The 12,389-nt window shown below is 70.3% G+C and carries 15 protein-coding genes; 9 read left to right on the top strand and 6 right to left on the bottom strand.

What is annotated here, in order from left to right:
- The first annotated feature begins 60 nt into the window (after nucleotides 1-60).
- The 8 genes from MLE64_RS05375 (at nucleotide 61) to MLE64_RS05340 (ending at nucleotide 5,283) form a co-directional block, all read left to right on the top strand.
- On the top strand, nucleotides 61-807 hold the full coding sequence (locus tag MLE64_RS05375; RefSeq protein ID WP_243316752.1) for an SAM-dependent methyltransferase: 747 nt from the start codon (nucleotides 61-63) through the stop codon (nucleotides 805-807).
- A 108-nt stretch (nucleotides 808-915) separates the two neighbouring features.
- Nucleotides 916-1,431, top strand: coding sequence for a hypothetical protein (locus MLE64_RS05370; RefSeq protein WP_243316751.1), 516 nt, complete (start codon nucleotides 916-918; stop codon nucleotides 1,429-1,431).
- A gap of 35 nt (nucleotides 1,432-1,466) precedes the next feature.
- Nucleotides 1,467-1,838 (top strand): cupin domain-containing protein, encoded by a 372-nt coding sequence (locus tag MLE64_RS05365; protein ID WP_243316750.1) that lies wholly within the window; start codon nucleotides 1,467-1,469, stop codon nucleotides 1,836-1,838.
- A gap of 49 nt (nucleotides 1,839-1,887) precedes the next feature.
- Nucleotides 1,888-2,730, top strand: a complete 843-nt coding sequence (locus MLE64_RS05360; protein WP_243316749.1) for a class I SAM-dependent methyltransferase — start codon at nucleotides 1,888-1,890, stop codon at nucleotides 2,728-2,730.
- A 418-nt stretch (nucleotides 2,731-3,148) separates the two neighbouring features.
- Entirely contained in the window at nucleotides 3,149-3,559 is a 411-nt protein-coding gene (locus MLE64_RS05355) for a nuclear transport factor 2 family protein (RefSeq protein WP_243288049.1), read from the top strand.
- Nucleotides 3,560-3,744: 185 nt separating this feature from the next.
- Complete coding sequence (locus tag MLE64_RS05350) at nucleotides 3,745-4,167, top strand: DUF1801 domain-containing protein (RefSeq protein ID WP_243316748.1); 423 nt, start codon at nucleotides 3,745-3,747, stop codon at nucleotides 4,165-4,167.
- Nucleotides 4,168-4,175: 8 nt separating this feature from the next.
- Nucleotides 4,176-4,775, top strand: coding sequence for a P-loop nucleotide/nucleoside kinase family protein (locus MLE64_RS05345; protein ID WP_243316747.1), 600 nt, complete (start codon nucleotides 4,176-4,178; stop codon nucleotides 4,773-4,775).
- 157 nt (nucleotides 4,776-4,932) lie between these two features.
- The gene (locus MLE64_RS05340; RefSeq protein ID WP_243316746.1) at nucleotides 4,933-5,283 is read left to right on the top strand and encodes a hypothetical protein; all 351 of its coding nucleotides are present in this window, start codon (nucleotides 4,933-4,935) and stop codon (nucleotides 5,281-5,283) included.
- A gap of 59 nt (nucleotides 5,284-5,342) precedes the next feature.
- On the opposite strand, the gene MLE64_RS05335 is transcribed toward MLE64_RS05340, so the two are convergent.
- The 4 genes from MLE64_RS05335 to MLE64_RS05320 are packed head-to-tail and all read right to left on the bottom strand — an operon-like array spanning nucleotide 5,343 to nucleotide 9,591.
- The gene (locus MLE64_RS05335; protein WP_243316745.1) at nucleotides 5,343-6,554 is read right to left on the bottom strand and encodes an ABC transporter permease; all 1,212 of its coding nucleotides are present in this window, start codon (nucleotides 6,552-6,554) and stop codon (nucleotides 5,343-5,345) included.
- A gap of 2 nt (nucleotides 6,555-6,556) precedes the next feature.
- Nucleotides 6,557-7,756, bottom strand: coding sequence for an ABC transporter permease (locus MLE64_RS05330; protein ID WP_243316744.1), 1,200 nt, complete (start codon nucleotides 7,754-7,756; stop codon nucleotides 6,557-6,559).
- Entirely contained in the window at nucleotides 7,757-8,437 is a 681-nt protein-coding gene (locus MLE64_RS05325) for an ABC transporter ATP-binding protein (RefSeq protein ID WP_243316743.1), read from the bottom strand.
- Nucleotides 8,434-9,591, bottom strand: a complete 1,158-nt coding sequence (locus MLE64_RS05320) for an efflux RND transporter periplasmic adaptor subunit (protein ID WP_243316742.1) — start codon at nucleotides 9,589-9,591, stop codon at nucleotides 8,434-8,436. The genes MLE64_RS05325 and MLE64_RS05320 overlap by 4 nt, the downstream gene beginning before the upstream one ends.
- A gap of 134 nt (nucleotides 9,592-9,725) precedes the next feature.
- Between MLE64_RS05320 and MLE64_RS05315 the strand changes: the two genes are divergently transcribed.
- Complete coding sequence (locus MLE64_RS05315; protein ID WP_243316741.1) at nucleotides 9,726-10,313, top strand: hypothetical protein; 588 nt, start codon at nucleotides 9,726-9,728, stop codon at nucleotides 10,311-10,313.
- A 16-nt stretch (nucleotides 10,314-10,329) separates the two neighbouring features.
- Here MLE64_RS05315 and MLE64_RS05310 read toward each other — a convergent pair whose 3' ends face one another.
- Nucleotides 10,330-11,130 (bottom strand): carbon-nitrogen family hydrolase, encoded by an 801-nt coding sequence (locus MLE64_RS05310; RefSeq protein ID WP_243316740.1) that lies wholly within the window; start codon nucleotides 11,128-11,130, stop codon nucleotides 10,330-10,332.
- 180 nt (nucleotides 11,131-11,310) lie between these two features.
- A complete protein-coding gene (locus MLE64_RS05305) occupies nucleotides 11,311-12,378 on the bottom strand; it encodes an NAD(P)/FAD-dependent oxidoreductase (RefSeq protein WP_243316739.1) in 1,068 nt (355 codons plus the stop codon).
- Between the last annotated feature and the right edge of the window lie 11 nt (nucleotides 12,379-12,389).

Raw genomic sequence — 12,389 nt, 5'->3', positions numbered from 1 at the left:
TTCGCTTCCATCGTTAGGCCGTGACCAGATCCACTCACACCCGTACGGAGATTTCCAGGAATGGACATTCCAAGGATCTTCAACATCACCGAAAGTGCTCATCGCATCCATAACCCGTTCACACCGGAAAAACTGGCCGCGCTCGGCGTGGCGCTGCGTCTGGAACCGGGGACCCGAGTGCTCGACCTCGGGAGCGGTTCGGGGGAGATGCTGTGCACCTGGGCACGCGATCACGGCATCACCGGCTTCGGCATCGATATGAGCCAGCTGTTCACCGAGCAGGCGAAACGCCGTGCTGAAGAACTTGGCGTCGCCGATCGAGTCACGTTCATCCATGGCGATGCTTCCGGTTTCGCCTCGGATGAGAAGGTCGGCGTGGCCGCCTGTGTTGGTGCCACTTGGATCGGCGGGGGCGTCGCCGGCACGATCGAGCTTCTGGCCAGGAGCCTGCGCACCGGAGGGATCATCCTCATCGGTGAGCCCTACTGGCGGCAGCTACCCCCGACGGAGGATGTGGCCAGGGGGTGTCTTGCCAACGCGATCTCGGATTTTCTCCTGCTCCCGGAGCTTCTCGCGTCGTTCGGTCGCCTCGGCTACGACGTCGTTGAAATGGTTCTCACGGATCAGGACGGCTGGGACAGATACGAGGCGGCTCAATGGCTCACCATGCGCCGATGGCTTGAAGCCAATCCCAATGACGAGTTCGCGAGAGATGTTCGAGCCACACTGACCTCGGCACCCGAGCGCTACGCTGCTTACACGCGTGAATACCTGGGCTGGGGCGTATTCGCGCTGATGCCGCGGTGAGCCTGACCTCTCGCTGGCTTCGCTCAGCGCCTCAGCGCAGGCGGGGCCGGTTCGCTTCATGTGAGGTGTATGTTCCTGGTCCGCGACTTTGACCGGCTGGAGGCCTGAATGAGAGAAAACCCGCCCATCATGGTGCTGGCGGAAGAAACGCCTGAGGAGGTCACGTTCCGCTTCCGGGGCCACCGGTGGGCGGTGGCAACCCTGATTCCGGGGGTGGCCCTGCTTTGGCTGGTTCGGCACCTGTACCTCTTGGGCCGCTCCCAGACCTGGATGTTGGTGGTTGTGGGGGTGTTCGGCCTGCTGCTGGTGTATTCCAGCGTCTACAGCGCCACGGCGGATCAGTGGCTGACCGTGTCGGGCCGCCGGAAGACGGTCCGGTTCCACAAGAAGAACCTGTACGGCCGGGTGGAATGGGAGAAGGCCCCGCAGGAATTCCAAAGCATCAAGGTCGGACGATACATCCGCTCTTCCAACTGGCACATCACCCTGGTGGACCGCGATGGATTCGAGCTCTACCTGGGCGAACACGCCTTCGGCGCCTTCACACTGGAACGGGCCATCCAGGTGGCAGCCAAGGTGAGCCAACGGACGGGCATCCCGGTCGAGGCCCCGAATCCCATCTAGGGGCCCCATCCTTTTCTTCTGCTTTCGAGGTGCCCATGGATCACGCGATCTCTCCCCTCCAGGCCGCGCAGTCGCTCACGGAGCTGTGGTCTCCGCGGGTCATCGGCGAGGTCGATGAGGCCTATGTCAAGGTGGCGCGGCTTCACGGTCGCCTGGCCTGGCACGCCCACGTCGGCGAAGACGAACTGTTCTATGTGCTCGAGGGCGTGCTGACCCTGGAGATGGAAGACAAGACGGTCCGCGTGGGCCCGGGGGAGTTCTACGTGGTGCCCAAGGGCGTCCGGCACAATCCCATCGCGGACGAGGAGTGTCTCGTCATGCTGCTGGAACGCAAGACGACCCGGCACACGGGGGACGAGGTCACCGACCAGACACGGTCCCTGGAGGATCAGCTGCGGCCCCTCTAGGGGGGCCTATGATGAGGGTTCTTTCGGGGGCCTGATGGGCGGGGAATCGATGGCTTCACCGGACAGCACGGCGGTTCGGGTGGCCTTGTGGCGGGCGCTGCATTTGGAGGTGGACGATCCGCCGCCGGTGTTCCGGGATGAGGTGGGGCTGCGGCTGGCGGGGCCGGAGGATGGGTGGCGGGAGCGGCCGGACATGGCGCCGTTCACGCGGCCCTTCCGGGCGTCCATCCTGGCGCGGGCGCGGTTCATCGAGGACTGCGTGGAGGAGCAGGCGGGACGGGGGGTGGCGCAGTACGTGCTCCTGGGCGCGGGGCTGGACACCTTCGCCCAGCGGAGGGTCGACCTCGCCGCCCGCATGACGGTCTTCGAGGTGGACCAGCCCGGGCCCCAGGCCTGGAAGCGCCAGCGGCTGGTGGACCTGGGCTACGGCCTCCCGGCTTGGCTGCGGCTCGTGCCCGTGGACTTCGAGGCCGGCGACGGCGAGTGGGATCGGCTGGAGGCGGCGGGTTTCGACCCTGCGCGGCCGGCGGTGGTGGCCTCCACGGGCGTGAGCATGTACCTCACCCGGGAGGCGGTGGCGGCCACGCTGGGCCGGGTCGCGGCGCTGGCGCCGGGGTCCACGCTGGTGATGTCCTTCCTGGTGCCCCTGGATATGGCCGATCCCGAGGTGCGCCCCGGCATGGCGCGGGCCATGGAGGGCGCGCGGGCCAGCGGCACGCCCTTCCTCAGCTTCTTCGACCCGCCGGAGATCGTGGCCCTCGCCCGCGAGGCCGGCTTCCGCGAGGCGCGGCACGTCTCCTCCGGCACCCTGGCCCAGCGATACTTCGCGAACCGCACCGACGGACTCCGCCCCCCCGATCCCGCCGAAGAGCTCCTGGTGGCCACCACCTGAGGGCCCGAGGAACCGCAGGGGAAACAGCAACCGCGAATGACGCGAATCGCCCTTCGGGCGCGCGAATGGAGATCGACCCTGCATCCGCCTCCACGCGCAGGGCGGGGTTGGCGGCCTTCAGGAGCCGACATTCCCGCCCCGCGCGTGGCCAGTCGCGCCAAGCGCGGCTGGGGGCCGAAGGCCCAGGCGGCCTACCTCCTCCGCGTTTCGCGCCCATTCGCGTCATTCGCGGTTGCTGCTTTTCTGGTCGATGCCGGCCCGTACGAATGATCCGACGGCCGAATGAAGGGTGGACACCCCATTGATTCCGTTCGAAGATGCTTTCCCATCACCCCTGGCGAACCGGGTGTGAGCCTGCATCCCAGCGGGGCGCCTGATCCAAAGTCCGGCCTTGTCCTAGTTCCCCCACGGAGTCCACGTGTCGAATCTTTCCAAGATCCAGGATTTCTTCACCGCCTACGCAAGCAGGAATGTCCCGGCCGTGAAGGACGCCATGTCCGAAGACATCATCTGGCGCATTCCCGGCCACCACCCCCTCGCAGGCGACAAGCGCGGAATTCCTGAAGTGCTTGCGTTCTTCGACCAGCTTGGCAAAGCCGCCTTCCAAGCCCAGCCCATCGTCGTGGTGGAACAGGGCGATTTCGTCGTGGATCACCACCGCGGATGGAGCACGGCCGGGTCGGGCCTTGACCTGATGTGGTGCCTCGTCTTCCGGTTTGAAGACGGAAAGATCAAAGAGGTCACCAACTTTTGCGAAGATCAGCACAAAGCGGATCTCTTTTTCCATGAGATCTACAAGCTCAAGCCGATTCCAGAGCGCCTGGCCTGACGTGATCGACGACCACTCCCGCCTTCATTCCCACTCGGCCCAACCTCACGCCCAGCTCGCACCCCACCGGCATGGCCTTCCGTTCTCTCTCGCCTTCCCGCTTCATGGCTCCGCTCGCCATCCCGGCGCAGGCGGGGCCGGTTGGCTTCATTCGTTCGGCAGCAGGACAACCTGAGGGGTGATCCATGGTGACCAAGGGTGGCAAGTCCAAGCCTCCGTCGGGCCCGTCTTCCCGGGTCGATGAGGCCATCCGGTCCATCGGCGGCTGGCGCGCCGACATGCTGGCGGAGGTTCGCCGCCTCATCCATGAGGCCGTCCCCGCCATCGAAGAGGATTGCAAGTGGGTCAAGCCCACCAACCCCCTGGGCGTACCCACCTGGTCCTGCGGCGGGATCATCTGCACGGGTGAGGCCTACAAGCAGGTCGTCAAACTGACCTTTGCTCGGGGTGCGTCCCTGAATGACCCCGACGGTCTTTTCAACGCCAGCCTGGGGGGAGGCACCCGCAGGGCCATCGACCTCCGGGAGGGGGAGACCCTTGATGCCAGGGCCTTCAAGGCCCTGCTCCAGGCCGCCGTGTTGGCCAATCAACGGTTGGGTGCCGAATAGGCGCTGCCATGGATCACCCCCACCCGATGCCGCTCAAGGAGTCCATCCCACCCCCGCGTCGGCGGCTCGTGCTCGTCTCCGGCGCACCGGGCGCCGGCAAGACGACCCTCGCCGTGCCGCTCGCGGCAGCCTTGGTCTGGCCGCTCTTCTCGAAGGACTTCCTCAAGGAGACGCTGGTGGAGGCGCTGGAAGGTCCCAACCAGGAGCTCGCCTTCTCCCGACAGCTGGGCGGGGCCGCGATGGAGCTGCTCTGGAAGCTCGCCGCGTTCGCGCCGGCCGCGGTGCTCGAGGCCAACTTCCGGCCGCACAGCTCCCATGAGAGGGAGCGGCTCCGTGCCCTCACGGCAGAGGTCGTCGAGGTGTTCTGCGACTGCGGAGCCGCGGAGGCGGCGCGCCGATTCGCCCTTCGCGCGGCCGCCGGAGCGCACGCGGCGCACCCGCTCCGCGAGCTGCCGCCGGACCTGCTCAAGGAATACGACGGCCCGGTTGGAGCGGGCGTGGTGATCCGCGTCGACACCTCGATGCCGGTGGACATCGCCTCGCTGGCGAGCCAGGTGAAGGCGGCCTTCGCCTCAGCCGGCGGCCCTCCCTCCAGCGACGCCCACTGACCGCTCGCTCGACTCGGACTCCGCCTGCACGGCCTCTCGTTCTCTCTCATCCTCCCGCTTCCTCGGTTCTGCTCAGCGCCTTAGTGCGGGCGGGGCCGGTCAGCCGCTCTCACGAAGCCTTCGAAATGGATTTTCTTCACTCATCCGGGGGAAGCGCATGCCTCTGAACGCAAGCAACATCCTGCTTTTCATCGCAGGGCTATTGGCGCTCGCCAAGGTGCTGTCCACCCTCTGGCTGGTCCGCCAGGAGGAGGCCGAACGCGTGCTTGGTTCTCCCTCGGGGCGGTGGATCTACTACACCGGCAAGGTCACGCCGGCCTTGTTCCTTGTGACGCTGGCCGTTCGTTCCTGGCTTGGAGGGGACCCCTCCGGAGCCAAGAACTACCTCTTTCTCCTCGTTGGTGTCGGGTTTATTGCGATCTACGTGACACGGCTGCGAAAAGCGGGAAAGTGGTTCGGATTCGCCCATCAGCTCAAGCGCAAGGCCAAGACCCCCGGTCAATCCTGATCACCTGTCCCCGAGGGCCATCCGGGCCCTTCAGCGCTGAGACCGCTTCGACCCCGAACCTACTCCGCCCGCAGGGCCTCGATGGGATCCAGGGAGGCGGCCTTCCGCGCGGGGAGGACCCCCGCGGCGGCGCCCACGGCGAGGGTCATGAGAAGGGCGGCGCCCACGGCTTCGGGCGGCGTGGCCAGAGGCAGGCCGGGCACGATCATCCGGAGGACCGCCTGCACCAGCACGCCGAAGGCCAGTCCGCCCACGCCTCCGCCCACTGCCAGCAGCACCGCCTCGAGGAAGAAGAGGGCTTGGACGGTCGGGCCATCCACGCCCAGGGCCCGGAGGAGGCCGATCTCCGCCGTGCGCTCGTGCACGGAGATCCACAGCACCGTGAGGATCCCCATGGCGCCCACCACGAGGGAGATGGCGGCGATGGCGGTGACGGCCAGGGTCACGATGCCGATCACGCGGCCGAAGACCTCGAGCATTTCGGTCTGCGTGGTGAGGGTGAAGTCCTCCTCGCCGCGGTGCCGCGCCATGAGGGTGGCCTTGATCTGGTCCGCCAGGGCGGGGATGCCCTCGCTGGTGGAGGCCAGCAGGTCGATCTCCTGCAGCTCTGCCAGGTTGAACAGGCCCATGGCCGTGCCCACGGGGATGTAGGCGGTGTCGTCCAGGTCGAAGCCCAGGAGCTGGCCCTTGGGCTCCATGACGCCGATGACGACGAGGCTCTCGGAGCCGATGCGGATGCGCTGGCCCAGGGGCGAATCAGTCCCGAAGATCTCGCGGGCCAGCTTGGGGCCTAGGACGGCGAGGGAAGCGCGCCGCCCCGCGTCCAGGGGCGGGAGGAAGCTGCCCTGGGCCGTGCCGACGCCCCAGGCGCGGGGCAGCTCGTGGTTGACGCCGTAGATGTAGACGCTGCGGCCCCGCCCGCCGAACTCCACCCGCCCCTGGCCCATGGCCACGGGGATCACCGCCTCCACGCCCGGCAGGCGGCGGAGGGCCTCGGCGTCCTGCGGCGTGAGCAGGTGCGTGGTGCCGCCGAACACGCCGGGCACGCCCATGGTCTTCACCTTGCCGGGATTGATGGCCAGCAGGTTGGTGCCGAACTGGCTGAACTGGGCCACGATGTACTGGCGCGTGCCCTCCCCCAGCGAGGTGAGCAGCACCACGGCGGCCACGCCGATGCCCACGCCCAGCACCGAGAGGGCGGAGCGCAGCCGGTGACCGGTGACGGCCCCCAGGGCGAAGCGCAGCAGCTCGGCGGGCGGCAGCAGCAGCATGCTCACCTCCGCGCCAGGGCCGCGATGGGGTCGAGCCGCGTGGCCCGCCGAGCCGGCCACACGCCGAAGCCCACGCCCACGAGGAACGAGAGGGTCACGGCCGCGCCCACGGCCCAGAGGGGGATGGCCACGGGGAAGTCCGGGTAGACCAGCGCCAGGAGGCCCACGCCGGCGGCGCCGGCCGCCAGCCCCGCCGCGCCGCCCAGGGCCGCCAGGATCACCGCCTCGGCCAGGAAGGCCAGGAGGATGCGCGGGGCCGGGGCGCCCAGGGCCTTGAGCAGGCCGATCTCCGCCCGGCGCTCGGTGACGGAGACGAGCATGACGTTCATGATCCCCACGCCGGCCACCACCAGGGACACCGACGCGATGCCCGCCAGCGAGAGCGTGAGAACCCGGAGGATGGCGGAGAAGGAGGCGAGCAGGGCGTCCTGGGTGAAGACGGTGACGTCCTCGGCACGGTGACGGTCCTTCAGTAGGGCCAGGACATCGGCCTTGGCCAGGTCCATCTCCGCGAAGATCCGCACCTCGGCCACGACGCGGAAGAGGCTGGTGCGGTTGAACAGCCGCATGGCCGTGCGCACCGGGATGAAGGCCGCCTCGTCCAGGTCGAAGCCGAGCATGGAGAGGCCCCGGGGCGCGAGGACGCCCACCACGCGGAAGCGGTCTGGGCCCACGCGGACCACCTGCCCCAGGGGGCTCTCCCCGCGGAACAGTTCCTGGGCCACCTTGGTGCCGAGGACGATCTCCGTGCCCGAGCGGTCGGGATCGCCGGAGGGCAGGAAGGTCCCGGCGGCCAGGCGCAGGCGGCGGATCTCCTGGTAGTCGGCGGTGGTGCCCAGGATGGGGGCCGAGCGGCCCAGGTCCCCGTGGCGCAGCGTCTCGGTGGCCACGGCGATGGGCGCGGCGCGGGCCAGGCGGCCCAGGCGCGCGAGGGCGGCATGGTCCTCCAGGGTGAGGTCGTGGGTGACGCCGCCGAAGGGCACGCCGCCGGTGGTCTCCACCTTTCCCGGCAGGATGATGACGAGGTTGGAGCCGAGGGTGGCGAACTCGTCCACGATGTAGCGCCGTGCGCCTTCCCCCAGGGCCGTGAGCGCGAGGACCGCCGTGATGCCGATGGCCACGCCCGTCACCGAGAGCGCCGTGCGGAGCCGGTGGCCCCGGAGGGCGCCCAGGGCGAAGCCGAGCAGGTCCAGGAAGGCCACCTAGCCCTCCCCGGCGGGCGCGTCCGCCAGCATGCCGTCCGACAGGTGCACCACCCGCTTCGCCCGGGCGGCGAGAATCGGATCGTGGGTCACCACCACCAGGGTCAGGCCCTGGCGGTTCATGGCCTCCAGCACGCCCATCACCTCCTGGGCCGAGGCGCGGTCCAGGTTGCCCGTGGGCTCGTCCGCCAGCACCATGGCGGGGTTCATCACCACGGCCCGGGCGATGGCCACCCGCTGGCGCTCCCCGCCGGAGAGCTGGTCGGGCCGGTGCGCGGCGCGCGGGAGGAGGCCCACGGAGGCCAGCACTTCCGCCGCCCGCGTCCGCCGCGCCTCGCGGGGGACGCCGGCGAACAGCATGGGCAGCTCCACGTTGCCCTGGGCGGTGAGCCGGGGCAGCAGGTGGAAGAACTGGAAGACGAAGCCGATGCGCGTCCGGCGCAGCAGGGACCGCTCGGCCTCCGAGAGCGTGCCCACGTCCCGGCCCTCGAGGCAGTAGCGGCCCTGGCTGGGGCGGTCCAGGCAGCCCAGGATGTGCAGGAGGGTGGACTTGCCCGAGCCCGAGGGGCCGATGAGCGCCACGTGCTCGCCCGGTGCGATGGCGAGGCTGACGTCCCGCAGGGCATGGACCACGCCCTCCCCCACGGGGTAGGTGCGCCACACGCCCTGCAGTTCGATCATGGACCCTCCCGCCCTTGATCGTGGGCGCGGGCACGGACCCCGGCGCGGATGGCCGGGGAGTCCCGCACCGTGACCACCCGGTCCCCCGCCGCGAGGCCCGAGAGGACCTCGGTGAACTGCCAGTTGCGCAGGCCGGTCTGGACGGTGCGCTCCACCAGCCGACCGCCGGCCAGCACCAGCACCTTCCCGCCCTCGGCGAGGGCTGCGGTGGGGACGCGGAGCACGCCGTCCCGCCGCGCCACGATCACCTCCACGTCGCTGGAGGTGCCGGGCAGGAAGCCCTGGGCCGACCAGGGATCCAGGGGCGACACCTCGATCTCCACCGTGCGGTTCTGCTCCTGGACATCGAGGACATACGGGGCCACGCGGTCGAGGCGGCCCGCCAGCTTCTGGCCGGGGTGGGAGTCCACGGCGATCCGCACCGGCATGCCGGCCTTCACCCGCTGGGAGTCCACCTCGTCGATGGGCGCGCTGACGTAGAGCGTGGCCGGGTCGAAGAGGTCCAGCACCGCCGGAATGGGGATGCCCGTGGGCGCGGGCGTGATCCACTCGCCCACCTCGCCGGAGCACTCCGCCACGATCCCCGCGAAGGGCGCCCGCAGCTGGGTGAGGGCGAGCTGGGCCCGGGCGAGCCGCACTTGGCTGCGGGCCTCCTCCAGGGCGGCGCGCAGGGCCTGGCAGGTGGCGGCGGCGCGGTCCCGGGCGCTCTGGAGGGCGTCCAGGGCCTGGGGGCTGAGGACGCCGTCCCGGCTCAGGGCCAGGCCCCGGGCCAGCTCCTTCTCCGCCAGGTCCGCGGCGAGGCAGGCCTCCCGCGTGCGGGCCTCCGCGGTGCGCACCTGGTCCTCCGCCAGGGCCAGCGCGGCCCGCTGGACCGAATCCTCGATCTGGAGGAGCAGGTCCCCGGCGGCCACTCGGCTGCCCTTGCGGTGGGGCAGGGCGGTCACCACACCGGGAATCTGCGGCGAGAGCTTGGCCCGCCGGTGGGCCTTCACGGTGCCCGCCCGGGTATTGGCGACGATCTCCTCCACCGGCCCCACCTCGACGCGGGCGACCTTGACCTCCAGGCCCGGCTTCCGGAGGAGCCACGCCATGAGAAGGACCGCCCCGGCCCCGATCGCGAGGAGGACGGCGGCCCAGCGCGGCACCTTTCGCATACATACCAATCTAGGTCCGGAGCGGGGCCCAGGTAGAGGAGATCAGACCACGCGCAGGGGGGTGGACCCAGAGGCAGGCCGGAGGCGGCCGGGGCGGGGTAGGATCGGGGAGCCCCTCGTCATCCGGAGATCCCATGCGGTTCCGCGCGCCCCTCCTCCTCGCCTGCCTCGCGCTCGCCGGCGCCCCTGCGCGGGCGGCCGCTCCCGAGCGTGGGGGCGAGGACCTGATCGCCCGGGTGCTGGTGGCCGCGGCGGCTCCGGGCGGAACCACCGTGCTGCGGCCGGAGACGCGCCTGGGGATGGTCCGGATGGATTCGCCGGGGGACCGGGCGCGCAGCCTGGAGTACTGCAAGAAGAACCTCCAGGTGCCCGGCTACGACGCCTCGGCCCTCATCGACGCCTTGTTCGAGCACAATGCGGCGCCGGTGAGGCTGCGCCTCCCCTCGGCGCCCCAGGACGGCTACGTGGTGGACCATGACGGTACCTACGCGGCCTATTTCAAGACCGGGGGCGGCGGGTGGGAGAAGCTCCGCCGGGACCACCCCGGCGCCGGGGGCATGGCCACGGTCTCGATCCCCGTGGTGGACCGCGAGCAGCGCCTGCTCCTGATCTACCTCGGCACCCAGTACGACTGGCTGGCCGGCTCGGGGCACCTGGTGGTGTTCCGGATGGAAGGCGCGAAGCTGCGCGAGGTCGCCAGCCTCATGTTGTGGATCTCCTGAGGGCCCGACGGGCCGCTTAGGGCGCCCCCAGGCGCCGGTAGACCTCCGGCCGGCGGTCCTTGAGGGCGGGGAAGCGCTTCCGCCAGGCCCGCAAAGCATCGAGGTCGAGGTCGCCCACCACCAGGCCCTCGGCGGCGTCGCCCTTTGTCACTGTCTCGCCGAAGGCGTCGTGGATCGCGGAGGCGCCAGGGTAGTCGAGGCCCGCCCCGTCGCGGCCCACGCGGTTGGCGCCGCAGACGGCCATCTGGTTCTCGATGGCGCGGGCGGCCAGCAGGGTGGACCAGGCGGCGATGCGGCGCACGGGCCAGTTGGCCGGCACGAAGACCACCTCCGCGCCTCGCGCAGCCAGGGACCGGAAGGGCTCGGGGAAGCGCAGGTCGTAGCAGATCTGCAGGCCGCAGGGGATGCCGTCCACCTCGAAGAGGGGACAGTCCTCACCGCCGCTGTAGTGCTGGTGTTCCTCGCCGTAGGAAAAGGGGTGGATCTTCCGGTAGGCCGCCACCAGCGAGCCGTCCGGCGCCGTGACGAAGGCCGCGTTGCGGGGATGGGGCGCATGGGCCTCCACCACGGAACCCACGAGGTAAAGGTCGAACTCGCGCGACAGCGCCGCCACGGCCTCGGTGGTGGGCCCGGGCAGGGCCTCCGCGAAGGGCTCCGGCGCCATGGTGAAGCCCAGGGTGAAGAGCTCCGGGAACACCGCCACCCGCGCGCCTGCTTGGGCCGCCTGCTCCACGAAGCCCCGGGCCCGGGCCAGGTTCGCGGCCGGGTCCTGCCAGACCGTGTCCTGCTGGACGAGGGCGACGCGGAGGGTAGTCATGGAAGGATTCTAAAAGATGGAACCGCGAATGGCGCGAATGGGCGCGAATAAAGAACTGATCACCGCCAAGACGCCCACAACGGGGTACGACAGGGCTCCAGTCTTTCTTGGATCCTCACCTTCGTGGTGATGGCCCCTGCTGCCTTTTCAATCGCGCCCATTCGCCATTCGCGGTTTCGATCAGTTCTTGAACCTTCGCGGATCCAGCGGCCCGGCGGTGGTCTTGCGCAAGTAGCAGTCGGCGGCGAGCTGGCCGACGGCGAGGCCGCTGGTCATGCCGTGGCCGCCCAGGCCGGCAGACCAGAAGAGGCGCGGGTTCCAGGGGTCCCAGCCGACGACGAAGCGGCGGTCCGGGGCGAAGGTGCGCAGGCCAGTCCAGTAGCGGGTGATGGGGCGCTCCGCCAGGTCCGGCGCCAGCTCGCGCAGGCTGGCGAAGAGGCCTTCGAGCACCGCGGGGTCCGTGTCCGGCTGGCGCCCGCGCGGGGGCAGGGGCACGGCCACCTCCTCGCAGGGACACATGAGGACGCCGCCGCTCTCAGGCCGCAGGTAGAAGGGGCGATCCACCCACCAGGCCCAGGGATCCCGCTGGGGATGGGCCGCGCCGCTCCACACCAGGGAGCGCCGAAGGGGCGTGTAGGCGATCTGCGAACCCGCCTGGCGGCCCAGCTCGCCGGCCCAGGCGCCGGCCGCGATGGCCAGGGCCTTCACGCGGAGCGGCCCGCGATCCGTGTCCAGGTCGAAGCCGTCCTGCGTCGGGCGGATTTCGCTCACGCCGCAGCCGAAGCGCAGGTCCGCGCCGCCGGCCCGGGCACCCTCGGCGCAGGCCTGCAGCAGGCCCGCGGCGTCGATGACGCCATCGCCCGGGATGGCCAAGTGCTCCGCGGCCCGGAGGCCGGGCAGGGGGATGCCCGCGCCGCGGTGGACCTCCACACCGTGGCGCCTGGCCTCGGCCTCGAAGGCGTCCAGGGGGCCGCGCTCCACGCTCACAAGATAGCCGCCGCCGGCCGCCATCAGCCCCGCTTCGGCCAGGCGCCGGCGGCCCTCCACCGTCAGGGCCGTATGCTCGTCGCGGCCCGTCAGGGACCGGGCCACGGCGGCGTTGTGGCCGCTGGCGTAGGTGCCGGGCTGGTCTTCGCGCTCCAGGAGGACGATGCTCCGCTGACCGGCCCGGGCCAGGTGGAAGGCGAGGCTGAGGCCGGCGATGCCGCCGCCGATGATCGCCAGGTCCGCTCTTTCAACCGTGCCCATGCTTCCATCCT

The sequence above is a fragment of the Geothrix paludis genome (assembly GCF_022808815.1).
GTDB lineage: Bacteria > Acidobacteriota > Holophagae > Holophagales > Holophagaceae > Geothrix > Geothrix paludis.
The sequence above is the reverse complement of the archived record's forward strand: the minus strand, read 5'-3'. Positions and strand labels throughout refer to the sequence as shown.

What these genes read in the sequence shown, in the direction of transcription:
- MLE64_RS05375 (WP_243316752.1), top strand. Translation starts at nt 61, where the DNA reads ATGGACATTCCAAGGATCTTCAACATCACCGAAAGTGCTCATCGCATC.
- MLE64_RS05370 (WP_243316751.1), top strand. Translation starts at nt 916, where the DNA reads ATGAGAGAAAACCCGCCCATCATGGTGCTGGCGGAAGAAACGCCTGAG.
- MLE64_RS05365 (WP_243316750.1), top strand. Translation starts at nt 1,467, where the DNA reads ATGGATCACGCGATCTCTCCCCTCCAGGCCGCGCAGTCGCTCACGGAG.
- MLE64_RS05360 (WP_243316749.1), top strand. Translation starts at nt 1,888, where the DNA reads ATGGCTTCACCGGACAGCACGGCGGTTCGGGTGGCCTTGTGGCGGGCG.
- MLE64_RS05350 (WP_243316748.1), top strand. Translation starts at nt 3,745, where the DNA reads ATGGTGACCAAGGGTGGCAAGTCCAAGCCTCCGTCGGGCCCGTCTTCC.
- MLE64_RS05345 (WP_243316747.1), top strand. Translation starts at nt 4,176, where the DNA reads ATGGATCACCCCCACCCGATGCCGCTCAAGGAGTCCATCCCACCCCCG.
- MLE64_RS05340 (WP_243316746.1), top strand. Translation starts at nt 4,933, where the DNA reads ATGCCTCTGAACGCAAGCAACATCCTGCTTTTCATCGCAGGGCTATTG.
- MLE64_RS05335 (WP_243316745.1), bottom strand. Translation starts at nt 6,554, where the DNA reads ATGCTGCTGCTGCCGCCCGCCGAGCTGCTGCGCTTCGCCCTGGGGGCC.
- MLE64_RS05325 (WP_243316743.1), bottom strand. Translation starts at nt 8,437, where the DNA reads ATGATCGAACTGCAGGGCGTGTGGCGCACCTACCCCGTGGGGGAGGGC.
- MLE64_RS05320 (WP_243316742.1), bottom strand. Translation starts at nt 9,591, where the DNA reads ATGCGAAAGGTGCCGCGCTGGGCCGCCGTCCTCCTCGCGATCGGGGCC.
- MLE64_RS05315 (WP_243316741.1), top strand. Translation starts at nt 9,726, where the DNA reads ATGCGGTTCCGCGCGCCCCTCCTCCTCGCCTGCCTCGCGCTCGCCGGC.
- MLE64_RS05310 (WP_243316740.1), bottom strand. Translation starts at nt 11,130, where the DNA reads ATGACTACCCTCCGCGTCGCCCTCGTCCAGCAGGACACGGTCTGGCAG.
- MLE64_RS05305 (WP_243316739.1), bottom strand. Translation starts at nt 12,378, where the DNA reads ATGGGCACGGTTGAAAGAGCGGACCTGGCGATCATCGGCGGCGGCATC.